Origin of the sequence: Rhodanobacter sp. Col0626, from assembly GCF_049994385.1 — a bacterium.
In the GTDB taxonomy this organism is placed as follows: domain Bacteria; phylum Pseudomonadota; class Gammaproteobacteria; order Xanthomonadales; family Rhodanobacteraceae; genus Rhodanobacter.
Genome location: NZ_CP188260.1, coordinates 196,170 through 220,796 on the forward strand (window position 1 = coordinate 196,170; position 24,627 = coordinate 220,796).

Genomic DNA, 24,627 nt, shown 5'->3' on the forward strand with positions numbered 1-24,627 from the left:
AAACCTAGGGAGAGGGTGTCATGTCAGATCGTTCGTCCGTGTGCCGTTCGGGCCACCTGTTTTTGCCCGTGACGATGTGGTTGCTGATCGGTCTGTTCGTCGCCGCCTGCAGCAGCGGCCACCACGATGGCAAGCCGGCTCTGCAGGGAGCGTCGGCCAGCAGTGCTTCAACGCAAACGGCGACCGGCAAGACGGCATTTGCGCTGGTCTCGGCCAGTTCGCAGGCCAGCGACTCGCGCACCGCGCTGGTCCTGCGCTTCAACGCGACGCTGGCTTCGGCACAGACGTTCGACTCGCTGATCGCGGTGACCGGTTCGAACGGTGAAGTGATCAACGGCAGCTGGAGTCTTCAGGACGACGGCAAGACGCTGAGTTTTCCGTTCGTCCAGTCCAACACGCATTACGCCGTGCAGTTGAAGGCCGGTCTGCTGGCCGCCGACGGCCGCACGCTGGGCCACGAGGTGAAGCACGACGTGTACTCCGGCGACCTGCCGGCGGCGGTCGGTTTTGCCTCGCACGGCAGCGTGCTGCCCGCACGCGGTACCCGTGGCCTGCCGCTGGTGTCGATGAACGTGCACGACGCCGACGTGGAATTTTTCCGCGTGCATGACGACGCGCTGTCCGACCTGTTCTGCGCCTACCCGCGCAACGGTCATCGCGATACTTACGAGCTCGACCACGACGTCAGCTATTACAACAAGTGTGGCGACGGCGACGGCGACGACCGCCGCAGCCGCATGCCGATCACCGAGATCGCCGATTCGGTCTACGCCAACCACTACACGTTGGGCGGCGAACCGAACGAGCGCACCGTCACCTATCTGCCGGTGCAGAACATCCACGAGCTGTCGCAGCCGGGCGTGTACATGGCCGTGGTCAAGGCCGGCGGCACGTTCAAGGACGGCTACGACACGGCCACGTTCTTCGTCAGCGACCTGGGCCTGCACCTGCGCGTGTACCGCGACAACGTGATGCTGCACGTGGCCTCGCTGCGCGACGGCACGCCGGTGAACGCAGTGGACATCGAGATCCGCGACGCGGACGGGCACGGCAAGCTCAAGGCCACGACCGGTGCCGACGGCAACGCGCTGCTGGCATACAAGATCAAGGCCTCCGACGTGCTGGTGGCGCGCCACGGCAAGGACGTTTCGGTGTTGCCATTCAATCGGCCTGCGCTGGACGTATCCAATTTCGACATCAGCGGCCGCAAGCAGGCACCGTTCGAGGTGTACGCGTGGTCCGGCCGCGACCTGTACCGGCCCGGCGAGACGCTGCGCGCCTCGGCACTGCTGCGCGACGACGACGGCAAGCCGATGAAGCCGCAGTCGCTGTTCGTGCGGGTGAAGCAGCCGGATGGCCGCACCCTGGTGGAGAAGCGGCTGGAGCCGCAGCAGCTCAACTACTTCGAACTGCGCCAGGCGATCCCGGCCGATGCGCCGACCGGCCTGTGGCAGCTGGAGTTCCGTCTCGATCCCGCCAGCAAGGACACCGTGCAGGCGTTCCCGTTCCACGTCGAGGAGTTCCTGCCGGAGCGGCTCAAGGTCGAGCTGTCCAGTGCGCAAAAGCAGCTGGCGCCGGATGAGCCGCTGAAGATGAAGGTCGCCTCCAGCTATCTGTACGGCGCACCGGCCGAGGGCAACCGCTTCACCGCGAAGCTGCTGGTGGCACCGGAAGTGCATCCGCTGGAGAAGATGAAGGACACCTTCTTCGGCGATCCGCTGGTGGAGTTGCCGAAGAGCGCCGACGACATAGTCGATACCAAGCTCGATGCACAAGGCGTGCTGGAGCAGGACGTGGCGCTGCCCGACGACGTGAAGCCGGTCGCACCGCTGGCGGTGACCCTGTCCGGCAGCGTCTACGAAAGCGGTGGCCGCGCGGTGACCCGCTTGCTCAAGCGCACCTACTGGCCGGCCGGCGCGCTGGTCGGCGTGCGCCCGCTGTTCGACCCGAAGCAGGGCGCCGAAAGCGAGAGTCCGGTCGGTTTCGAGATCGTGCGCGCGAATGCCGACGGCCAGCTGATCGCCGGAAGTCACCTGAAAGTGCGCCTGCAGCGCGAACTGCGTGACTTCTACTGGCTGTACGAGCAGAACGGTGGTTGGCAGTCCAACGCCAACCAGCACCTGCAGCTGATCGACGAGAAGGACGTCGACGTGGACGCCGGCAAGTCGGCCCACGTCGAGTTCCCGGTGGAGTGGGGCAGCTACCGCGTCGAGGTATACGACCCGGCGACCAAGCTCACCACGGTGTTCCCGTTCTTCGCCGGCTACAGCTGGGACGACGAGAACCTCGGCAAGGAAGCGCGCCCGGACAAGGTCAAGCTGCAGCTGGACAAGGCGCGTTACCGAGCCGGTGACACCATGAAGGTCACCGTGACGCCGCCACATGATGGCCCCGGCGTGTTGCTGGTGGAATCGGACCACCTGCTCTACACGAAAAATGTCGACGTCAAGGCCGGCGCCACCTTCGAGATCCCGGTAACGAAGGACTGGGAGCGCCACGACGTCTACGTGACGGCGCTGGTGTTCCGCGGTGGCGAGGCGACCGAACACACCACGCCGGCGCGCGCGATGGGCGTCGAATACGTGGCGATGGACCGCAACGACCGGCGCATCCCGCTCAAGCTCGCTGCACCCGCGCTGATGCGTCCGGGCCATCCGCTCGACGTCAGCGTACAGGCCACCGGGCTGGCCGGGCAGAAGGCCCTCGTCACGCTGTCCGCGGTCGATCAGGGTGTGCTCAACATCACCGACTATCCGGTACCCGATGCATGGGCGTGGCTCTTCGCCAAGCGTGCGCTGAGCGTGGATGCGTACGACTTGTACAGCCGCCTCATCGAGGCGATGGACGGCGACGAAGCCAAGTTGCGCTACGGCGGCGACATGAGCGCCGCGGCCTTGCCCAAGGCCACCCGGCTCAACCCGAAGGTGCAGATCGTCGATCTGTTTACCGGACCGGTGGCGTTCGATGCGCAGGGCAAGGCCACGCTGCACGTCGACGTGCCCGACTTCAACGGCAGCCTGCGCCTGGCTGCGCTGGCATACACCGACAGCCGCTACGGCAACGCCGACGGCAACGTCACCGTGCGCGCGCCGCTGGTGGTCGAGCCGAGCACGCCGCGGGTGATGGCGGCCGGCGACAGGGCGATGATCAGCCTCGATCTGAAAAACCTTTCCGGCAAGGACGGTACGGCGAAAGTCAGCGTCAAGGGCGACGGCCTGATCACGGTGGACAAGGCCAACCAGAGCGTGCCGCTGAAGGACGGCGCCGGCACGACTTTGCACATGCCGGTAACGGCACAGGCGGGCGCGGCCGTGGCGACGGTGGACATCCACGCCGAGCTCAACGATTACCAGGTGGATCGCCATTTCGAATTCGCGGTGCGCCCGGCCTGGCCGGAAAACGTCACCACCACGCCGCTGGCGCTGGAAGCGGGCAAGCCCGAACACTTCGGTGCCGCTGCAATCGCCGGCCTGCTGCCGGCCACGGTGCACGCGCGACTGACCTTGAGCACCTTGCCACCGCTACCCTATGCCGCCGCGTTGCGCGACATCCTGCGTTATCCGTACGGCTGTATCGAGCAGACCACCAGCAAGGGCTACGCCGCGCTGATTCTGGACGGCCAGACGGCCAAGGCGCTCGGCGCCCACGAGATGACCGACGAGGTGCGCAAGGCCGCGGTGGACTCCGCGCTGTCGCGGATCGCTTCGTTCCAGGCCAGCAACGGCCATTTCAGCTTCTGGGGCGGCACCAGCCCGATCGAGACGTTCACCACGCCGTACGTCGTCGACTTCATGCTGGACGCACGCGACGCCGGCTTTGCCGTGCCGCAGGACGTGCTGCAGAAATCGCTGCAACGGCTCAACGACGACCTGCTCGCCGGCGGCCATCCGTACTACGGCTACGAACACCACGACCATATGCGCATCGCCGACGAGGCGTACTCCGGCTTCGTGCTGGCCCGGGTCAACCGTGCGCCGCTGGGCACCTTGCGCGCGATCTTCGACAACGACCGCAGCAAGCTGGTGGCGCCACTGCCGCTGGTGCACCTCGGCATCGCGCTGAAGCTGATGGGCGATAACGACCGTGCGCAGAAGGCGATCGACGAGGCATTCGCGTGGAGCAAGGAGCGTCCCTGGTACGTCGGCGACTACGGCTCGGACCTGCGCGATCTCGCGCTGATGGTCGCGCTCACGCATACCTACGGCATGAGCAAGCCGGCTTACGACGCCAAGCTCGTGGATTGGGCGCGCAACGCCACCGCCAACGTGCGGGTGCGCCAGCAGCAGGACAAGGACTACCGTTGGTCGTGGTCGTACCTCAGCACCCAGGAGCAGGCGGCGATCGCCCGCGTGGCAAGCGCGTTCGATGCGAAGAGCAACGCGCCGCTGGCCGCCTCGATCACCGCTGGCGGCAAGACCGAGCAGGCACCGGACCAGCGCGTGTGGAGTCGTGAGCTGAGCGTGGCCGACCTCAATGCCGGGGTCAGCGTGCAGCCGACCAGCGATGCGGCGATCTTCGCCACGCTCGACGTCGCCGGCATCCCGCAGAAAGCGCCCGCGGCTGACGACAGCCAGATCGACGTGCGCCGCAGCTACTTCACCACCGACGGCAAGCCGTGGACGGGTAGCCAGCTGAAGGAGGGCGACACGTTGATCGTCGAGCTGTCCATCGAGGCGCGCATGGATGTCCCCGACGCGCTGGTCACCGACATGCTGCCCGGCGGCCTGGAAGTGGAGAACCTCAACCTCGGCGGTGCGCAGCAATGGGCCGGCGTGGTGATCGACGGCATCGACCTGCAAAACCATGCGTCGGCTGCCGAAACCGCACACGAGGAATACCGCGACGACCGCTACGCCGCCGCACTGAAGCTCGGCCGCGGCGACAAGGCGCACGTGTTCTACCTGGTGCGCGCGGTGACGCCGGGCACCTACACCGTGCCACCGCCGCTGGTCGAGGACATGTATCGCCCCGCCGTGCGCGGCATCGGCAAGGTCGAGCCGGCGAAGATCACCGTGGTCGAGCCTTGACCTGTATGCGTAACCACACGTAGGAGCCCGCTGGCGGGCGATGCCCTTGTTTCGGACATCAGGGCAAAGGCATCGCCCGCCAGCGGGCTCCTACGATCACGATCACGATAGGGCGCATGGTCAATCCCGCTACCACTACCACGCCGTCTCGCCGTTCCCGCGCGTGGCGCTGGCTGCGCGTCATCGCCATCGTCATCATGGTTGCGCTGCTGCTGCTCGCCTTCATCCTCGATCGCCTGTTCCCGCTCCACCTGCCCGCGCCCGACACCGGCAGCACCGTGGTGCTGGCGCGCGATGGCACGCCGCTGCGCGCGTTTGCCGACAGCGATGGCGTGTGGCGTTACCCGACCACCGCGAAGCAGGTGTCGCCGCTGTACCTGAAGGCGCTGTTGACCTATGAGGACCGCTGGTTCTACCGCCATCCCGGCGTCAATCCGTATGCGTTGCTGCGTGGTTTTGCCGGTGGCGTCATCCATGGTCGCATCGTGTCGGGCGGTTCCACGCTGACCATGCAGGTGGCGCGGATCATTCATCCGATCCCGCATTCGTTCCGCGGCAAGCTGGTGCAGATCTTCCGTGCGCTGCAGCTGGAAGCGCATCTGTCGAAAGCGCAGATCCTCGACCTGTATCTCAACCACGCGCCGTTCGGCGGCCCGATCGAAGGCGTCGAGGCGGCGTCGTGGGCCTACCTGGGCAAGCCGGCAACGCGGCTGTCGCACGCCGAGGCGGCGCTGCTGGCCGTGCTGCCGCAGTCGCCCAGCCGGCTGCGGCCCGATCGCCATCCGCAAGCGGCCCGCGCCGCGCGCGACAAGGTGCTCAAGCGCATGCGCGACCTCGGCGTGTGGAGCGAAGCCGAAGTACGCGACGCGGCGATCGAGCCGGTAGTGGCGCGTTCGCTGCGTGCGCCGCTGTCCGCCGCGCTGCTGGCCGAACGGTTGCACCGGCAGCAGCCGAACGCGCGGCGCATCGCCAGCACCATCGACGCGAACCTGCAGCGCGCCGCCGAGGATCGGGTCAGCGCGTACCTGTCGCGCCTGCCGGTACACACATCGGCCGCGCTGCTGGTGGTCGACAACGCCACGCTGGAGGCGCGCGTCTACGTCGGCACCAGCGACTTCGCCGATCCGCAGCGACACGGCTACATCGACATGGTGAACGCGCCGCGCTCTCCCGGTTCCACGCTCAAGCCATTCCTGTACGGGCTGGCGCTGGACGACGGACTGCTCCACTCGCAAAGCCTGCTGGTCGATGCGCCGCAGGATTTTGGCGGGTACAAGCCGGGCAATTTCGACGAAGCGTTCAGCGGCCCGGTCAGCGTGGCCGAGGCCTTGCAGCGTTCGCTCAACGTGCCGGCAGTGGACGTGCTGGACCGGGTCGGGCCGGCACGCTTCACGGCGCGGCTGGCGAACGGCGGCGTGGATCTGGGCCTGCCCGCGGGCGCGCAACCGAACCTGTCGATCATCCTGGGCGGTACCGCCACCCGGCTGGAAAACCTGGTCGGCGCCTATACCGCGTTGGCCAACGGCGGCGTTGCCGGCACACCGCGTTACACCGAACAGCAACCTGCGCGACCGCGCCGGCTGCTGTCGCCGGGTGCGGCGTGGATCATCCGCGACATCCTGGCCAACAACCCGGCCGACGTCGAAGGCGGCCCGCTCGCCGGCGCGATCAATCGCCATGCCACGGTGGCGTGGAAAACCGGCACCAGCTACGGCTACCGCGATGCGTGGTCGATCGGCGTCACCGACCGCTGGACCGTGGGCGTGTGGATCGGCCGTCCGGATGGCACGCCGTCGCCCGGCCAGTACGGCGCAGTGACCGCGCTGCCGTTGCTGTTCCAGATCGTCGACTTGCTGCCCTCGCGCGGCGGCCATGCAAGCGCGCAACCGGCCAGCGTCAGCCGACGCGAAATCTGCTGGCCCTTGGGCGGCGCGTTCGAGAGCACCCCGGCAAGCCTGTGCCGCCAGCACCGCACGGCCTGGGTGCTGGACGACGCCTTGCCGCCCACTTTCGCCGAACGTGATCTCGGTGCCTGGTCCGCCGGGCTGATCACCCTGCGCGTCAACGCCGAGGGTCAGCGCCTGAGCGGCGCTTGCCACGCCCGCCACGAGCGCGCGATCCAGCTGGCGCGCTGGCCGGCATTGGCCACTCCATGGCTGAGCGTGGACGATCGCACCCGTTCGGCCTTGCCGCCGCTGGCGCCGGGCTGCGCCGCCGATTCACTCGATGTCGCCAATCCGATCCGCATCACCGGCCTGAGTAATGGCGCGACGCTTCGCCGGGCGCCCAACAGCGACAAGCCCTTGCGCGTGACCCTGCACGCGCTGGGCGCGCAAGGCACGGTGCAATGGTTGCTCGATGGACGGTTGCAGGGCAGCAGCGAAAGTGCCGAGGCACTCTCGCTGACCCTGCCGCAGCCAGGCCGTCACACGGTGACGGCGCTGGCTCGCAGCGGTGCCTTCAGTTCGTTGCAGGTGACCGTTGCCGACTGAGCGGCGAAATCAGAAGCGAAAGCGCACGAACAACGACGGACCGTCGAGCTTCATGTCCAGGTTGGCGTTGTAGTTGCGCTTGCGCTGGTGCAGCTCGATCCGGCTGTAGCCGTATTCCGCGCCAAAGCCCACGTTCTTCCACGGGAACCACTCGACGCCGAGCGCGGCGTTGTAGATGTGGCCGTTCAAGGGGCCGCCATTCTTCTTTACGCCCGCGGCATCCAGATACATCCGCCATTGATCGTTGAACGCATGTCGCCAGCCCAGCTGCAGCATCGGCGCCCAGGCACTCTCCTCGCTGCTGCTGGAAACCTGGCCCACCGATTGGCCGTTGACGCTCGCCTCGCCGCTGATGCCGGCGTGCACGCGATAGTAGGCGCCGCCCAGGCCCAGGCCGAACACGTCGTTACCCTGACCGAACCACCAGCGATACGCAGCGCTGCCGAAATCGAAATCGAGCTTGCCCTTCACCGTCGCCGACGCGCTGTAATCATTGCCGGCGTAGCTGATGCCGCTCGACAAGGTCTTGCTGCGCATGCGGTTGACACTGTAATAGTCGAGCGAAAAGCCCTGGCTGTCGCCGATCAGGAAGTCGAGTCGCGCACGCGGTACGTTTTTACGGTCGGAGAAGCCGAGGTCCTTCTCGAGGTTGAAGTCGCCATTGAGCTGGCCGCTCTTGTCGCTGGCACCGATCGTGGTGTCGGTGTTGGCGCTGTAGCCGCCCAGCCAGATGCTGACGCGATCCAGCGCAGGCGATTGCTGGGCAAAGCTGGCGCTGCTGGCAAGCGCCAGTGAAACGAAGGCCGCGGCGCAGCCGGCGCGACGGCGCAGGCGTATCTGTGAGTGAATCATCTGATTTCTCCGGAGGACAGTCGGAAGACGGCATGTGCTGCCATCCTGGGGATTCCTGGCGGACATGGTACGAAACGAGGGTGTGCACATTTTGTGCATGGCGGTGACGGGCTGGTGTCGCCACTGTCGTTCGCAGGTGATGTCATCATGCGCATGATGGCTCCCATGTCTTTGGTATGAAGCGCATGCCGCTACCGTGCGTCATCCGCAGAATGATTTCGGCATCGAGCGAGTGAACGGTGGAAGTGACGACTGTGGCGGGATCGAGATGAGTGCGTTTCGATGGATTCGCTGATCACGGCTGCGGCGCGTGCGCTTGCGGCGGGTGATCCCATTGGCGCGCTGAGCCGTGTCGCGCTGCGTGATGACGCGCCTGCGCTCGCGCTGCGCGGCATCGCGATGGCGCAACTCGGTGACCTCGTTCGGGCAAAGGCACTGGTGCGCCGTGCGGCACGCGCCTTTGGAGCGAAGGAGCCCGTGGCCCGCGCGCGCTGCGTCGTGGCCGAGGCCGAGATCGCGCTGGTCTCACGCGAGCTGGGCTGGCCCGCGCAGGCACTCGACGCCGCGCGGGCCACGCTCGAAGCGCACGGTGATTTCGCGAACGCCGCGCATGCGCGGTATCTCGGCGTTCGCCGCCTGCTCCTGCTCGGGCATCTCGACGAGGCCGAGCGTGCGCTTGCCGGATTCGACCCTGCGCCACTCCCGCCCGCGTCGCAGGCGGCCCACGAACTGGTCGTGGCGGGAATCGCGCTGCGTCGCCTGCGTATCGAGACAGCGCGCGCGGCGCTCGGGCGAGCCACGCGTGCCGCGCATGCCGCCGGCATCCCGGCGCTGACGGCGGAGGTCGCGAGTACCGCGCTCGTACTGGACAAGCCCGCGGCGCGCCTGATCGCACGTGGCGCGGAGCGGCCGCTCCTGCTCGGCGAAGTCGAGGCGTTGCTGGCGTCCAAGACACTGGTCGTGGACGCTTGCCGCTATGTAGTGCGCGATGCCGACAGTGTGGTTGCGCTCGAAACACGTCCGGTGCTGTTCACGCTCGCCCGCGCACTGGGCGAGGCGTGGCCGGGAGACGTGACGAGGGACGCGCTCATCGCGCAGGCTTTCCGAACGAGGTTCGCCGATGAATCGCATCGCGCGCGCTTGCGGGTCGAAATCGGGCGGCTCCGCACGGAGCTGCGCACGCTCGCCGGCGTGAGCGCGACGAAGCAAGGGTTTGTGCTGGTGCCGCGCCATGTCCGCGAGGTGGTCGTGCTGGCGCCACCCGTCGAAGAGCGATATGCGACGGTGCTCGCCCTCCTTGCCGACGGCGAGGCATGGTCGAGTTCGGCCCTGGCGCTCGCACTTGGCGCCAGCCAGCGCACCGTGCAGCGCGCACTCGACGCGCTGGCGGCAACCGGCAAGGCGCAATCGTTCGGACACGGGCGGGCACGTCGCTGGACGGCCACGTCCGCGCCTGGATTCCCGACGAGCTTGTTACTCCCCGGGCCGCTGCCAGGTGACTAGGATGGAATCATTCCCCACGACCAGGACGCAAACATGAAACGATCAACCGCCGAGATCCTTCGCGAGGAGGGCCCCTTTCCCGGTGTCGACGCCGTGCATGGGGTGACGTACGACGGCAAGCAGGTCTGGTTTGCGTCCGGCAACAAGCTGACCGCGCTGGATCCGGCGAGCGGGAAAACCTTGCGCTCGATCGACGTCGCCGCGCATGCGGGAACGGCGTTCGACGGCAGGTACCTGTTTCAGATTGCCGAGGATCGCATCCAGAAGATCGACCCGGACAGCGGCCGCGTACTCGCCACGATCCCGGCACCCGGCGGTGGTGCGGACTCGGGACTGGCGTGGGCCGAAGGCTCGCTCTGGGTGGGACATTACCGGGCGCGACAAATCCATCAGGTCGATCCCGAGACCGGCGCGGTGCTTCGCACCATCGAGTCCAACCGCTTCATCACCGGGGTCAGCTGGGTCGACGGCGAACTCTGGCACGGCACCTGGGAAGGCGACGACAGCGAGTTGCGACGAATCGACCCCCGCACGGGGGAAGCACTGGAGAGCCTGCAGATGCCGCCCGGGGCGGGTGTGTCGGGACTCGAATCCGATGGCGCCGACCGGTTCTTCTGCGGCGGCGGCAACAGCGGGAAGCTGAGAATCGTGCGCCGACCCGCGCGAGGCTGAGACGGGCCGCGACCGCCACGGAAAGCGTGTTCGTTGTCTCATCCAGCCAAGGCGGATGCGCACATCCGATAGTTTCATGTTGGACAAAGGCAGTGACCACCGGAACGGTCAGCTGGTAAAGCTGGTGGGTCGGGGTGTCACGTTCCTGTTTGACTTTTACGAGGCGGTCGACGAAACGAAGGCGCAAGCTATCGGGAGAAGGCACAACGACGTCACGGCGATAAGCGGCGATGTTGAAACTCGCCCGCAACTACGCAAGGCCGTTTACGTGCCTGCTATTCGAAGGTTTCGTTCAACCACATGGTTCACCAGCAACAGACGGAAAAGCTGTCAACGTCCTGCAACGCACGTGTTCGCTAGCGCCTGGCGCGCGCAAAGCAAAGCAGTAGTGGTGGGCAGGCGAGCGGGGTAGGCCCCGGACTGCTTTTTCGCGAGATATATTTTTTGCTCAATGATCTCTACCGCTTCGTGTTGCGCCCCATTTGCTCGCAGGTAGATGGCGTTCTCGCCATTTGATGAAGCTCAGGGGTGTTGCCATGTTGCGTAGTTTTTCGGTTGCGCGAGGCGTCGACTCCCGCGGTGCTTGAGTGGCATCGTCAGCCTCGACGAACCATCCTTCGACCTTGAACACTTCGTAAGCGGATCGCTGGATAATCGTCCGGCGACCCGGTGTTGCCATAATTTGCATGGCGCAGTCGTTGGAGTTCGTGCGTGCACATCATCCTGGTGGAAGACGATCCTCAGCTCGGCTTTGCCATCCAGCGCGCGCTGGAGCGCCTGGCCTATACGGTCACCTGGCTGCGCGACGGTCGCGAGGCGCTGATCGCCTTGCGCGATCAGACCGCCGACCTGGTGCTGCTCGACCTTGGCCTGCCCGGCAAGGACGGCCTGGATGTGCTGGTCGAGGCGCGTCGTACGCATGTCAAAACGCCGGTAATCGTGATGACCGCGCGCGACGGCCTGGATGCCCGCGTCCGTGGCCTGGATGCCGGCGCCGACGATTACCTGATCAAACCTTTTCACCTCGAGGAGCTGGGTGCGCGCATCCGCTCGCTGACCCGGCGTGCGCGGGGCCTGGCCGCGAACCGCATCGAGGTGGGTGCGCTGAGTCTCGACCTCGGCACGTCCGAGGTGGATTTCCGCGGAGAGCGCGTCGAGCTGACCAAGCGCGAATTCTCGTTGCTGCAGATCCTGATGGAGCGTGCAGGCCGGCTTGTACGTCGCGAGAGTCTGGAAAATTCGTTGTACGGTATCGACATGGTGGGCAACAGCGCCAGCGTGTTCGCACGCTTCCATCGCGAGGCCAGCAGCCGCGGTGACGGCTACGGCCTGGGCCTGTCGATCGTGCAACGTGCCGCGCAGCTGCATGACGCCTCGATCGAGCTGCTGGACTCGCCCCACGGTCACGGTTTGCGGGTGCACGTCTCCATGCCGTTGTCATCGTGAGCCCTCCGTTACCGTTCAAACTTCAAACGAAATCCCGGTTCAGTGTCGCCCGACGGTGAGGATGCTGAAGCTGTCCGGTTCCATGGTTGGACGACCGTTGGCCTGCCTGGCCGCACCCCAGCGTGCGGCGGATAGATACAGTCGGTGCAGTTTCGGATCGAGCGCGAGCGTGCGTGCACTGGTCTGGGAAGGGATGCTGGCGGTCACAGTGAAGTGATCCGGGTCGTCCTCGTGCACCGCGGTGATCGTGCCGCTCTCGCCGTTGGAGCTGTAGACCATCGATGCGGTGTCGTCGAAAACTACGGCATCGGGCCCGTCGCCGATCGGGATGCTGGCGACAAGGTGACCGCTGCGTGCGTCGACGATCGCCATTGTCTGGTTGTCGCAGACCGAGAACAGCCGATGGTGCTTCCGGTCGATCGCCAGACCGCTGGGTGATTTGCACGGCGCCAGTGGCCAGGTCTGCAGCACCTTGTTGTTGGTCGAGTCGAGCTGCACCAGCTCGGACTTGTCCTCGATGTTCACATACACATGGCCAGCGCCGTCGGACACCGCGAACTCCGGCTTGCCGGGCAGCACGATGCTGCCGATCACGATATTTTTCACGGGGTCGATCACGCTGGCCGTGCCGCTCTTGCCGTTGAAGGTCAGCACGTGATGCGAGGCGCTGTCGTACAGGATCGCATCGGGTTTCTCGCCGGTGCCGGTGACCGTGGCGACGGTTTTCAGCGTCGCCAGATCGAACACGGTCACCGACGCGCTCTTGCCGTTGCTGGTGAAGCCGCGCTGCAGGTCCGGCGCGATGGCGATGCCATGCACGCCCTGGGTGTCGGCGATCGTGCCCACCTGCTTGTGCGCGTCGACATCGATCACCAGCACGCGGTCACCACGGCTGACGAACAAATGGCGACGCTGCGCGTCGAAACTCAGGTAATCCCAACCGCCCGCGCCGGCAAGTGGCAGTCGCGAGAGCAGCTGATAATCCGTATGCGCCGAAGCGGCCTGGGCAGCCAGCGGAAGATACGTCAGCACCAGCAGCGACGCGGGCAGAAGGCTGCGAATCAGACGTTGCATGGTTGACACCTTTGACATGAAGGGAGGGTGTTACGACCGGGCCAGCATGTGGCTGCCGGCTTATGGCTGGCTTAGCGGTCTTTCCGCATCACGACGACGCAGCAACGCATACAGCACCGGCATCACCAGCAGCACCAATGGCACCTGCACCAGCAGGCCGGAGATGATCGCCACCGCCAGCGGCTGCTGCATCTGTGAACCCTGGCCAAGCGCGAGCGCCAGCGGCAGCAGGGTGAGGATCGCAGCCAGCGTCGACATCAGGATCGGCCGCGTGCGGTAGTGGCCGGCCTCGTGCAGCGCATCGTGCAGCGGCAATTCGCGCTCGCTATCCTGCAACTCGGAGAAGTAGAAGATCGCCACCTCGGTGACGATGCCGACGATCATCGTCATGCCCATCATCGCCGAGATGTTCAGCTCGATGCCGGTCAGCCACAGCCCGGCAAACACCGCCGGTATCGCCAGCAGCGGCATCGCCAGGATCGCCAGCGCGACCCGGAAACTCTCGTACAGAAACAGCAGGAGGGTGAACACCAGCGCGATTGCCGCCAGCATCACGATGGTCAGGCCACGGAACGCCTGCTGCTGCTGCTGGTACAGCCCGCCGAGCTGGTAGAACACGCCCTTCGGCAACATCCCGGGTTTCGCCAGTACGGTCTTGACGTCGGCAATCGTCGCGCCGAGGCCGCGCCCGGTGATGCGGCCGGTCACCGCGACCATGCGCTTGAGGTTGTCGCGGGTGATCTCCGGCTGACCCTGCACCTGCTGCAGCGTGGCTACGCGCGACAGCGGCAACAGATGTCCGTCGGTGGCGCGGATCGGCAATGCGGCCACCTGTTCCAGTCGCTGATGCGAGTTGTCCGGCAGGCGCACGCGCACGCCGACCACCTTGCTGCCTTCGGGCAGTTGCGCGGCCACCTTGCCGTCGATCGCCGCCGCCACCTGGTCGGTGATGCTGACCGGATCGAGCCCCTCCAGCGCGGCCTTGACCGGATCCACCCGTACGGTCAACGCGTCGCCGGCCGGATTGACGCCGTCGCGCACGCCATCCACACCGTTGATCTTGCCGATCGCCGCGGCAACCTTGCCGGCGGTTTCGTCGAGCTGCACCGGATCGTCGCCGTACAGTTGGATCTCGATCGGCTGCGGCACCGCCACCAGATCTCCGATCAGATCCTCCATCAACTGTGACAGCTCGATGTCCAGTCCCGGCACGTTCTGTTCGACCCTGACGCGCACCTGCTCCATCACCTGTTCGGTGTCCGGGCGCGAGCCGCTTTTCAGGCGCACGAAGAAGTCGCCCTGGTTCGCCTCGGTGAGCCCGCCGCCGAGCTGCAGTCCGGTGCGGCGCGAGTACGTGTCGACATACGGATTGGCGCGAATGATCGTCTCGACCTGGCGCAGCAGCCGATCGGTTTCCTCCAGCGAGGTGCCGGGCCTGGACAGGTAATCGAGGATGAAGCCGCCTTCGTCCATGCTCGGCATGAAACCGGTGCCGACGCGGGTATAGGCGAACCCGCCGACCAGCAGCAGCGGCACGATCAGCAGCAGCACCAGCAACGGTTTCTTCAACCAGCGCTGCAGGATGTTCTGGTAGCCCTGCATCATGCGCCGGGTGAAACGGCCCGGCGGATGCTCGGCCAGATGGCGCCCGTCCAGCAAGCGCTCGGCCAGCAGCGGCACCGCGATCCAGGTCAGCAGCCAGGAGATGATCAGCGCGCTGGCCATGGTCAGCGACAGCGCCTTGAAGAACGCGCCGGTGACACCGGACAAAAACGCCAGAGGCAGGAAGATCACCACCGTGGCCGCGCTGGAACCGGTCAACGGCCGGGTGAACTCCCAAGCCGCGCCGGCCACGCGCTCATGCACTTCGCCGGCGCCCTGCTGCAGCCGACGCATGATGTGTTCGAGCATCACGATCACGTCGTCGATGATCAGCCCGACCGCGGCGGCCATGCCGCCGAGCGTCATCATGTTGAAGCTCATGCCGAGCACGGACAGCAGGAGCACGGTGATCGCCAGCACCGCCGGCACCACCAGCAGCGCGACCAGGATCACTCGCGTGTTGCGCAGGAACACGAACAGCACCAGCCCGGCCAGCACGATGCCGATCAGGATCGCATCACGCACGCTGCTGGCGGCGCGGGTCAGCAGCTGAGTCTGGTCGTACCAGTTGGCGATGCGCACGCCGGCCGGCATCTGCGGTGCATAGTCGGCCAGTCGTTGCTTCACGTCGTTGGCGATCTGCACGCTGTTGCCATCGGGCTGCTGGTACACCTGCAGCAGCACGGCGTTCTGGCCGTCTGCGTTGACGCGTATCCACTGCGGCACATGATCGAGACTGACCGCTGCCACGTCGCCCAGACGCACCACGCCGGTGGGGCCGGCGCGCAACACGATGTCGCGCAGCGCGGCGGCAGTCTTCGGCTGGTTGTCGGCGAGCAGAAGATACAGCTTGTAATGGTCGGAGACGCGGCCCATCGCCTGGATCGTTGCAGCATGGCCGACCGCCTTGGCGACATCATCGAGTGCAAGGTTCAGCGCGCGCAATTTGCCCGGGTCGACATCGGCATGGAACTCGGCCACCTCGCCACCCTGCACATCGACGTGGGCGACGCCGTTGATCCCGCTCAGCAGCGGGCGCAGCTGGTACTCGGCCAGATCGTGCAGCGCCGCGGGCGATTGCGTGTGCGAACGCAGGCTGTAGGCCAACACCGGGAACGTGGTCGGATCCATCCGCCGCGTGCTCAGCTGGGTGTCGGCCGGCAGCTGCGGCAGGATCTGCCCGGCAGCGGCATTCACTTCCTGCAGCGCGGCGGCCATGTCCGCGCCCCAGTCGAACGTCACGGCGACATCGGCGTTGCCGCGGCCGGTGGTCGAGCGCACGTCGCGCACGCCGCGCACGCGACGGATCGCTTCCTCCACCGGCGTGGTTACCTCGATCGCCATCTCGTCGGCCGGGCGGTCGCCTGCATCCAGGGTCACCTGCACGCGCGGAAACGCCACGTTCGGGAACAGTGCCACCGGCATCAGCAGCGCGCTGGCGATGCCGCCGATGGTCAGCATCAGCGCGAGGAACAGCAGCGAGCGACGGTGCCGCTGCATCCACACGGCGACACTCACTGGGCGGACCCCTTCACCGCATCGCCATCGTTGAGTTCGTAGGCGCCCAGCACGATCACCTTGGCCTGCGCATCGAGCGGGCCCTGCACGCCGACGGTGTCGCCATCCGGGCTGCGCAGCGTCACCTCGACGCGTTTGGCGTGACCGTGCTCGACCTGGAACAGGTAGTCGCCGTGTTCGTCATGAAGCACCGCCGCACGCGGCACTGCCCACGCGCTGACATCCGCGGTGCGGATCTGTGCTTCCAGTGCGGCCCCGGCCGCCAGCGTCGCGCTGGCTTCGGGAGGAAGCTCGGCCTGCGCCGGCAATAGGTGGCTTTGCGGATCAACCGACTGCCCCACCATGCGCAGCGTGCCGGCAAAGGTCGCCGCCCCGCCATAGACACCGTGCAGTTGCACCGGCATGCCGGCATGCAGTTTCGCGCCATCCATCGGCTGCACGCCGAGCTGGGCGACCAGCGCATGCGCGGGCGTGAAGCTCAGCAGTGGCGCATTCGCGGTGAAGCGTTCACCCAGCCCCACGCTGAGTGCAGTGACCATACCTTCGGCCGGCGCATCGACGGTTTCCCGCACGCTGCCACCGCCCAGTGCGCGTTGCGCTTGGAGCGCGATCTGCGCATCGGCCTGCGCTTTGCGCGCCGTCGCCAGTTGCGACTGCGTGGCCAGTCGCTGTGCGGCCAGCTGTCCGGTGCGCTTGAGTTCACCGTCCGCCAGGGTCAATGCACTCTGCGCCTGCTGGTATGCATTGCGCGCGGCCGGATCGGGCGCGATCGTCAGCACGGACTGGCCACGCCGGACGGTCTGGCCGGCGGCCACGTTCACCGCGATGACCTGGCCGCCATGCGCGAGGCTGATCGCGCGCGCGCGCTGCGGATCGCCGACCGCGCTGCCCCAGGCTTCGACGGTCTCATGAAACGTCTGCTGCAGAGGCTTCGTCGTGGTCACGGCAACCTGGCCTGCAGGCGCGGCTGCACCCTCGTCACCCGGCGCGGCCTGGCTGCAGCCGGCCAGCAGCCCCAGCAGGAATAACCCATAAAGGCGCGGCAAAAAGAGCGAACGATTCATGGTTTGGTCGCTTCGGAAACGGAGTGGATGGCAGGTAGATCGGTGTTGCCGAGCAAGACTCCCAACGCGATCGCCTGGGTGGCCTGTTGCTGCTCGACGGCGATCAGGTCGAGGTCGGCGCTGAGTGCATTGCCGCGAATGGCCAGGTAGGTCGGCCAGTCCAGCAGGTTTTTCTGCCAGGCCTGTTCGGCAGCGCTCCGCGCATCGTCCAGCTGCCTTGCATGGGCGGTGAGCGCGATCCGCTGCTGGTCCAGCGTGACGAGGTCGGCCAGCAGTCGCTGCATGTCGCTGCGGGTGTCCAGCACGCGGGCCGCGTAGTCGTCCCGGAGCTGCTGACGGGTCGCCTGTTCGATCGCGATGTTGCCGCGGTTGCGATCGAACAGCGGTAGCGTGATGCCGATGCTGAAGCCGTCGCTGTACACGGCGCTGGTATCGCGCGCGGTGTTGAAGCCGATGTTCAACGCCGGAAACTGGGCGCGTACGGCACTGCGCAGCTTCGCTTCCTGCGATTGATAGCCGGCCTGAAGTGCCAGCAGGTCGGGCCGTCGCCGCGGCAGGTCGACCAGCGCCTGCTGGACCTGCGCCGGCGTCGGACCGACCTGGTCGGCTTGATAGGGCGCACCGACCAGGTCGAGCGGCGCGGTCGGCGCCAGGCCCAGCAGCACGTGCAGATCGCTTTCCGCCTGGTGCAGCACGATGGCATTGTCGGTCAGCCGCTTCCGCACATCTGCGCCGGCATTCAGGCCGGCACTGGCACTGTCATAAGTGAGATTGCCCGCGCGCAATGCAGCCCGGACATGGATGCCGACCGGAGCCAGTGCAGCCTGTTCGGTGTTGAGCCGGGCAGCCTGTGCACGTGCGCTCAGCACCTGGTCGAACAGCAATCGCGCCTGCGCCACGGTCTGCCATTCCGCCCACAGCAGGTCGAGGTTCACCTGGTCAGCCTGGCTGCGCGCCACCGCCTGGCGCGAGGAGCGCGTCAGCAACGCGCCAATTTCCTCGCTGAGACCGAGGCTGTAGGCGGTGGTCAGTCCGCCGCCCGAATGGCGCGGAAAATCCTCTCCGAGGCTCAGTTGCGGATCGGGCAACAGGCCGGAGGCGAACGCCTGCGCACGGGCTACGCCCAGCGCATCGCGTTTCGCTTTCAATGCCGGACTGTTCGCCACCGCCAGCATCGCCACCTCGGTCACGTCTAGCCCATTGGACGGATCGAACGGGTGCGTCGCCGGATTCGGCAGCGGCATGCCAGCGCTCGGCGCGGTGAAGTGAGCCACTGCTGGCGCACCCCGACCGTCGCCGAGCGGCAACGGCACATAGCTGGCGCAACCACACAAGCTCAGTCCCGCACAGAGCATCCAGAACGCACGCCAACGCCGGAAGCGAGGATGCGTCATGGCACAGGGGTGTTGTTGCTGGCAGGCATGGCGCATGGGCTCATTCTGATGGCCAGCTGCTTAGTTATTTCTTAATAATTCGGTTTCGCTCTACATCATTGACTAGCGGCATCACCACACAGCCGGAAAACCGATTGCTGGCTAAGCGCCATGAAAGATTGACCGGATACATTGACTCAATGGCCATGCAATGGGACTGCGCTGGTTTTTCACAAGTCTCCGATCAATGCTTTCCCTGTAACGGTGTCCATTGAAAGTGCATTTTCCGAATGATTCCACATCGCAGATAGGCCGGGATGGCATTTACCGCATTCTGGTATGCCGCCCGAATCATCGGCTGGGTAACGCCATCCTGCTGACTCCGCTGATTACCGAACTCGAACACCTGTACAAAGGCGCCGAGATCGACATCGTGGTCGAAGGCAATGCATCCACCGGAATATTTTCCACCTTCTTCAGCGTCAATCGCATTTATTGCCTGCCCAAGCGTGGATTCAAGCATCCGCTGGCCTTTCTTGCAGTGCTGCGCGAGATACGCAAAAAGGAATACGATTTGATCGTGGACCCCTGTGTGGGTTCCGGCTTCAGTCGCGTCTTGACCCGAATACTCAGCGGGCGCCGAAAGATCGGGTTCAGTGACAAGCCAGCTAATTCCGGGTTGACGCACCGGGTGCCACTTTCTGCGGCGCCCCGCCATATGGCCAAGCGCGCGATCAGCCTTTTACGGTGGGTTACTCCACTCGACGCTCGCGATTCGACGGAGTTCCCGAGTCTGGATATTCGCCTGACCGACATGGAGCGCGCACACGGGAAATCCGTAGTTGGCAGCCTTCTGGCATCGTCGCGGCAAGCACACGCAAACGCCGTGATCGGGATCTTTGCCAATGCCACCGGCGCGAAGTGCTATCCCAAAGCCTGGTGGACCGAGCTGATTGCCACACTCAAGGCGCTGAATCCGCGTTGCAGCATCATCGAAATCATTCCCATGCACGGTAGATCGATGCTGGATTCACAGTGGCCGGGCTATTATTCCACCAGCATCCGTCGCATGGGAGCCGTGATGTCCGCGGTGGATCTCATGATCAGTGCCGATTGCGGCGTGATGCATCTGGCAGTCGCTTCGAAAGTAGCCACTGTCGGCATGTTCTGCGTCACCGACGAGGCCGTGTATGGCCCCTACGGATCCGGCAGCAGCCCATTGCTCACGCAGGGCCAGTCTGCTTCTGAAACGGCGAGAAGCATCGTCGAGAACTTTCATGAATTACTGGGCCCGCAGGAAGGCCTCTTTCAGATCACCACGCAAGACGCGTCCACGTGGAAAACTCCGGACGACGTTGCACACAGCTAACTGGATGCTCGGTCGTATTGAGGTCCTTCTTCGTTCCTGCAACTGTCACTTGAAGCGGTGAATGAAACCGACCTGGAAACCGCCGGGCAGCCAGCTGATGATCAGCGGCGAGGGGCGATGTGCCGACCACAAGCCGATGCCGGTTCCGATCGCGGCACCCACCAGCACATCGCTCTGCCAGTGACCACGAACCTTCACCCGCGCGACCGCATCGTAGGCCGGCAGCAAGGCCAACGCATATACGGCCGGATGATCCTGGCCGTACTCGGCGATGAAGGGCGTGACCGCGGCCGACATGGCTGCCACTTGCCACTGGGAAAGCTCTGTGCGTGCGAGCCGGCGAAGAAGTGATTGGGGTTGTCGGTTTGCGAAGGTCGTTCACGCTGGAAGGCGAACTTCAACGCCTCGGTGCTCATGCTGGTGATGACCAGCGCATCTACCGAACGCCAGAGCGTGTCGCCCAGCCTGTCATGATCGCCGAAGGCTAACGCGCCGCCAACGACCGTGAAAACGGTGCCGTAGAGAAGCACACTTTGATTGGAGCGCTTCCAGATGCCGCGGTTGTCGTAGCGGATGCGATGGTCGATGCCAAGCGGACCACCCGAGGCGCAGGCATTCCCCGAAAAAACGAGAACGACTACGCCAAAGAGCCAGTATCGCAGTGCTGGCATAGGCACAGCTCCCACATGACAGGCACGGACCTGTCTGGTGATCCTGAAAGCTACGCGGGCCGGCTTTGGGTTTGCTTACTTTTGTCGGGCAACAGGCGAAAGATTGTCGCGAGCTCCTTGCGGCAATCACTGGCTACGGGAAAGGGCGCCGAAAGGCGGCCTTCCTATCCTGCATGCATCGCTATTGGTGTGAGTTTCCGATGTCCGTGTCCGGCTGGACCATCCTGTGTGATTTCGACGGCACCATTTCCGTCGAGGACGTGATCGACTCCCTGCTCGACCGTTTCGGCCGTCCGGGTTGGGAAGTGCTGGAGCAGGACTGGCGAGCTGGCCGCATCGGTTCGCGTGAATGCATGTCCGGTCAGGTCGACCTGCTGCAGATGACCCGTGCGGAACTCGATGCGCATCTGGCCGGCCTGTGGATCGATCACGCCTTCCCCGGCTTCGTGGCGAAGGCGCGCGAATTGAACGTGCCGATCCGCGTGGTCAGCGATGGCCTCGATGTCGCGATTCATCAGATTCTCGGTCGCTACGGTCTTGATGATCTGCCGCTGGCGGCCAATCATCTCGCCCCCGCGCAGCCACCGAAGCAGTGGCAACTGACTTCGCCGTTCCAGGCCGACGGTTGTCGCAGTGGCACCTGCAAATGCGCCTGCGTGGCGCAGGCCCGCGAGGGTGGTGCGAAGACCCTGCTGATCGGCGATGGCGCCTCGGATTTTTGCGCCGCCGACCGCGTCGATTTCGTGTTCGCCAAGCATCGCCTGATCGAGCATTGCCGCGCCGTCGGCATTGCCTACGTGCCGATCACCGGCTTCGAGGACGCGATCGAACTGTTGCCCCAGCTGCTCGATGGCAGCCTTGCCAGTCACGCGGTTTCCGCGCTGGCCACCACTTCCCACTGATCCCGGATTTCCTCATGAATGCTTTCGACAAGAACACCTCGGTGGTGATCGACGACGCGCAGTTGCTCGCCGACGAGGCAAAGTACAGCTCGTTCGGCGACACCGTGCACTACGTCGATCCGCCGAAGATCTTCCGCACCTGCGACGGCAGTTACATGTATGACAGCGCGGGCGTGCCATTCCTCGACCTGCAGATGTGGTACTCGGCGGTCAATTTCGGCTACGCCAACAAGCGCCTCAACAACGTGCTGAAGAACCAGATCGATCTGCTGCCGCAGGTGGCCAGCCAGTACCTGCATCAGACCCGCATCGAGCTGGCGAAGACAGTGGCGCTGGACGCGAAGAAGAAGTTCGGCCTGGATGGCCGCGTGCATTTCAACGTCGGTGGTGCGCAGGCGATCGAGGATTCACTGAAGATCGTGCGCAATGCCAGCAACGGCAAGAGCCTGATGTTCGCGTTCGAGGGTGGTTACCACGGGCGTACGCTGGGCGCCTCGGCGATCACTTCGAGCTACCGTTATCGCCGCCGCTTCGGCCACTTCGGCGAGCGCGCGATGTTCATCCCGTTTCCGTATCCGTTCCGCCGCCCGAAGGGGATGACGCCGGAAGAATATTCGGACGCCTGCGTGCGCCAGTTCGCGCGGCTGTTCGAAACCGAATACAACGGCGTGTGGGATCCGAAGGTCAAGCAGGCCGAGTACGCGGCGTTCTACGTCGAGCCGATCCAGGGCACCGGCGGTTACGTGATCCCGCCGATGAACTTCTTCAAGGACCTGAAGAAAGTGCTCGACCAGTACGGCATCCTGATGGTGGTCGACGAGATCCAGATGGGTTTCTGGCGTACTGGCAAGCTGTGGTCGATCGAACATTTCGGTGTCCAGCCTGACGTGATCGTGTTCGGCAAGGCGCTGACCAACGGCCTCAATCCGCTGTCCGGCCTGTGGGCGCGCGAGGAGCTGATCAATCCCACGATCTTCCCGCCCGGCTCGACCCATTCGACCTTCAATTCCAATCCGCTCGGCACCTCTCTTGGTCTGGAAGTGATCAAGATGGGTTACGAGCTGGACTACGAGACCAGCGTGCCGAAGAAGGGTGCGCACTTTCTCGAAGGCCTGCGCGACTTGCAGAAGCGCCACCGCGAAATCGGCGACGTCGATGGCCTGGGCCTCGCGCTGCGTGCCGAGATCTGTACCGAGGACGGCTTCACGCCGAACAAGGCGCTGCTCGACAGGATGGTCGACATCGGCCTGGCCGGCGATCTCGAGCACAACGGCAGGAAGATCGGTCTCGTGCTCGACGTGGGCGGCTGGTACAAGAACGTGATCACGTTCGCGCCATCGCTGGAGATCACTCATGAAGAGATTGATCTCGCGATCGCCTTGCTCGATCAGTTGCTGACCAAAGCCAAGAAGGCTTGAAGTTGGTCGTACATGAGCCACGCGCCAGCCGTACCCGACGGTTTACCGCCGGGTTCTTTTGTCTGGGGCGGGACGAAGCAAGCTCAGGGCGCGCGCTTGAGCGCCAGCACGGCGTTGAGTCCGCCGAACGCGAACGAATTGCTCAGTGCGGCGCGCACCGACACCTGCCGCGCCACGTTCGGCACGTAGTCCAGATCACAGGCCGGGTCGGCCTGATCCAGATTCGCCGTGGGTGGCACCGCGCTGTCACGCAAGGCGCCGATCACCGCGACCAGTTCGAGTGCACCGGACGCACCCAACGCATGGCCGTGCATCGACTTGGTCGAGGACACCGCGAGACGATCGGCGTGCGCACCGAATGCGAGGCGAATCGCCCTGGTCTCGGTGGCGTCGTTGGCTTGGGTGCCGGTGCCGTGGGCGTTGATGTAATCGACATCCTCGGCGTTCAGCCCGGCGTCGGCCAGCGCCTGCTTCATCGCCGCGGCGGCGCCATCGGCGCTGGGCATCACGATATCAGTGGCATCGGCGGTCATGCCGCTGCCTGCCAGCTCGGCCAGGATCACGGCGCCACGTGCCTGCGCATGCTCCATCGACTCCAGCACGAAGATACCGGCGCCTTCGCCGAGAACGAGGCCTCGACGGTTTGCGCTGAACGGGCGGCAGGTGTCGTCGGCCAGCACGCGCATCGCTTCCCATGCGCGCAGCGCACCGTAGGTGATGCACGCTTCGGTGCCGCCGGTGATGGCGACATCGGCAAGGCCGTAACGGATCATCTGCGCCGCCTGGATGATTGCGTGGTTCGCCGAGGCGCAGGCACTGGCGACCGCGAATGTCGGCCCGCGCAAGCCCCAGGCGATGCTGATCTGGCTGGCCGAGGCGTTCGTCATCAGGCGCACGATGGTCAGCGGATGCGCGCGCTGGGCATCTTCCGCGTACAGCCGTCGGCTCTGTTCGTCCTGGGTGGTTTCGCCCCCGACGCCGGTGCCGACGATCACGGCCGTGCGCTGGCCGAGTTCGTCGTGACCGAAATCCAGCCCGGATTGCGCGATGGCTTCGCGCGCGGCGTGCAGGGCAAATTCCGAGGTGCGGTCGAGCAGCGGCAGGGTGCGCTCGTCGATATTCGCAGCCGGGTCGAAACTCGCCGGCACCTGTGCAGCGATCTTCACGCGCAGACGATCGGCATCCGGATGGCGCAACGGGCCGATGCCGCTGCGGCCTTCGCGCAGGCCCTGCCACAAGGCTTCGGCACCGACACCGAGCGGGCTGATCGCGCCCATGCCGGTGATCGCGACGCGGCGGGGAACGTTCGACATCACTTCGATCCTTCGCCTGTGGCAGCCTTGTCGTTCAGCGCCTCCTGCACGGCGTCGACCAGGCTCTGCGCCGTGTCGCTGTCGAAGTTGGCGCCCTGCTGCTCGGGAAAGTTGATGTTGAAATGCTCCTCGATGTCGAAGATCAGTTCGATCGCCTCCAGCGATGCGACGCCAAGGTCTTTCAGTGTCGATTCGGGTTTCACGGCGTCCGGTTCGATCTTGGCCTGTTTGGCAATGATCTCGAACACTTGCTGCTGGATCGTGTCGTTCATGGCTGAGATTTCCCTGGCTGCCGGCGGCAATGTCATGTATCGGACAGTCTAGGCAGGTT

16 protein-coding genes are annotated in these 24,627 nt (G+C 65.3%); 8 read left to right on the top strand and 8 right to left on the bottom strand.

What is annotated here, in order from left to right; genetic code table 11:
• Positions 1-20: 20 nt before the first annotated feature.
• Positions 21-5,027, top strand: a complete 5,007-nt coding sequence (locus ACPPVV_RS00860) for an MG2 domain-containing protein (protein ID WP_426701597.1) — start codon at positions 21-23, stop codon at positions 5,025-5,027.
• Between the two features lie 116 nt (positions 5,028-5,143).
• Positions 5,144-7,519: a penicillin-binding protein 1C gene (pbpC, locus tag ACPPVV_RS00865; protein ID WP_426701598.1), complete on the top strand. Its 2,376-nt coding sequence runs from the start codon at positions 5,144-5,146 to the stop codon at positions 7,517-7,519.
• A 9-nt stretch (positions 7,520-7,528) separates the two neighbouring features.
• Here pbpC and ACPPVV_RS00870 read toward each other — a convergent pair whose 3' ends face one another.
• Entirely contained in the window at positions 7,529-8,371 is an 843-nt protein-coding gene (locus tag ACPPVV_RS00870; protein WP_426701599.1) for a hypothetical protein, read from the bottom strand.
• A gap of 282 nt (positions 8,372-8,653) precedes the next feature.
• On the opposite strand from ACPPVV_RS00870, the gene ACPPVV_RS00875 reads away from it, so the two are divergent.
• From ACPPVV_RS00875 to ACPPVV_RS00885, 3 genes are all read left to right on the top strand, one after another.
• The gene (locus ACPPVV_RS00875) at positions 8,654-9,874 is read left to right on the top strand and encodes a helix-turn-helix domain-containing protein (protein ID WP_426701600.1); all 1,221 of its coding nucleotides are present in this window, start codon (positions 8,654-8,656) and stop codon (positions 9,872-9,874) included.
• Positions 9,875-9,907: 33 nt separating this feature from the next.
• The gene (locus tag ACPPVV_RS00880) at positions 9,908-10,546 is read left to right on the top strand and encodes a PQQ-binding-like beta-propeller repeat protein (RefSeq protein ID WP_426701601.1); all 639 of its coding nucleotides are present in this window, start codon (positions 9,908-9,910) and stop codon (positions 10,544-10,546) included.
• Between the two features lie 711 nt (positions 10,547-11,257).
• Positions 11,258-11,992, top strand: a complete 735-nt coding sequence (locus ACPPVV_RS00885) for a response regulator (RefSeq protein WP_426701602.1) — start codon at positions 11,258-11,260, stop codon at positions 11,990-11,992.
• A 39-nt stretch (positions 11,993-12,031) separates the two neighbouring features.
• On the opposite strand, the gene ACPPVV_RS00890 is transcribed toward ACPPVV_RS00885, so the two are convergent.
• Genes ACPPVV_RS00890 through ACPPVV_RS00905 form a run of 4 tightly spaced genes read right to left on the bottom strand, consistent with a single transcriptional unit; the run spans position 12,032 to position 18,644 of the window.
• On the bottom strand, positions 12,032-13,066 hold the full coding sequence (locus ACPPVV_RS00890) for a YncE family protein (protein ID WP_426701603.1): 1,035 nt from the start codon (positions 13,064-13,066) through the stop codon (positions 12,032-12,034).
• A gap of 60 nt (positions 13,067-13,126) precedes the next feature.
• Positions 13,127-16,186 carry an efflux RND transporter permease subunit gene (locus ACPPVV_RS00895; protein WP_426701604.1) on the bottom strand — a complete coding sequence of 1,020 codons (3,060 nt, stop codon included), beginning with the start codon at positions 16,184-16,186 and terminating at the stop codon, positions 13,127-13,129.
• Positions 16,183-17,250, bottom strand: coding sequence for an efflux RND transporter periplasmic adaptor subunit (locus ACPPVV_RS00900; RefSeq protein WP_426701605.1), 1,068 nt, complete (start codon positions 17,248-17,250; stop codon positions 16,183-16,185). Before ACPPVV_RS00900 ends, ACPPVV_RS00895 begins: the two co-directional genes overlap by 4 nt.
• Entirely contained in the window at positions 17,247-18,644 is a 1,398-nt protein-coding gene (locus ACPPVV_RS00905) for a TolC family protein (RefSeq protein WP_426701606.1), read from the bottom strand. The genes ACPPVV_RS00900 and ACPPVV_RS00905 overlap by 4 nt, the downstream gene beginning before the upstream one ends.
• A 256-nt stretch (positions 18,645-18,900) precedes the next feature.
• Here ACPPVV_RS00905 and ACPPVV_RS00910 point away from each other — a divergent pair, with 256 nt between their 5' ends.
• Positions 18,901-19,992: a glycosyltransferase family 9 protein gene (locus ACPPVV_RS00910; RefSeq protein ID WP_426703135.1), complete on the top strand. Its 1,092-nt coding sequence runs from the start codon at positions 18,901-18,903 to the stop codon at positions 19,990-19,992.
• A 45-nt stretch (positions 19,993-20,037) separates the two neighbouring features.
• Here the strand turns inward: ACPPVV_RS00910 and ACPPVV_RS00915 are convergent, their stop codons facing one another.
• Positions 20,038-20,289, bottom strand: coding sequence for a hypothetical protein (locus ACPPVV_RS00915; protein WP_426701607.1), 252 nt, complete (start codon positions 20,287-20,289; stop codon positions 20,038-20,040).
• Positions 20,290-20,863: 574 nt separating this feature from the next.
• Here ACPPVV_RS00915 and ACPPVV_RS00920 point away from each other — a divergent pair.
• Entirely contained in the window at positions 20,864-21,565 is a 702-nt protein-coding gene (locus tag ACPPVV_RS00920; protein WP_426701608.1) for an MtnX-like HAD-IB family phosphatase, read from the top strand.
• 14 nt (positions 21,566-21,579) lie between these two features.
• Positions 21,580-22,983: an aspartate aminotransferase family protein gene (locus ACPPVV_RS00925; RefSeq protein WP_426701609.1), complete on the top strand. Its 1,404-nt coding sequence runs from the start codon at positions 21,580-21,582 to the stop codon at positions 22,981-22,983.
• An 83-nt stretch (positions 22,984-23,066) separates the two neighbouring features.
• Here ACPPVV_RS00925 and ACPPVV_RS00930 read toward each other — a convergent pair whose 3' ends face one another.
• Entirely contained in the window at positions 23,067-24,296 is a 1,230-nt protein-coding gene (locus ACPPVV_RS00930; RefSeq protein ID WP_426701610.1) for a beta-ketoacyl-[acyl-carrier-protein] synthase family protein, read from the bottom strand.
• A complete protein-coding gene (locus tag ACPPVV_RS00935; RefSeq protein WP_426701611.1) occupies positions 24,296-24,568 on the bottom strand; it encodes an acyl carrier protein in 273 nt (90 codons plus the stop codon). Before ACPPVV_RS00935 ends, ACPPVV_RS00930 begins: the two co-directional genes overlap by 1 nt.
• Between the last annotated feature and the right edge of the window lie 59 nt (positions 24,569-24,627).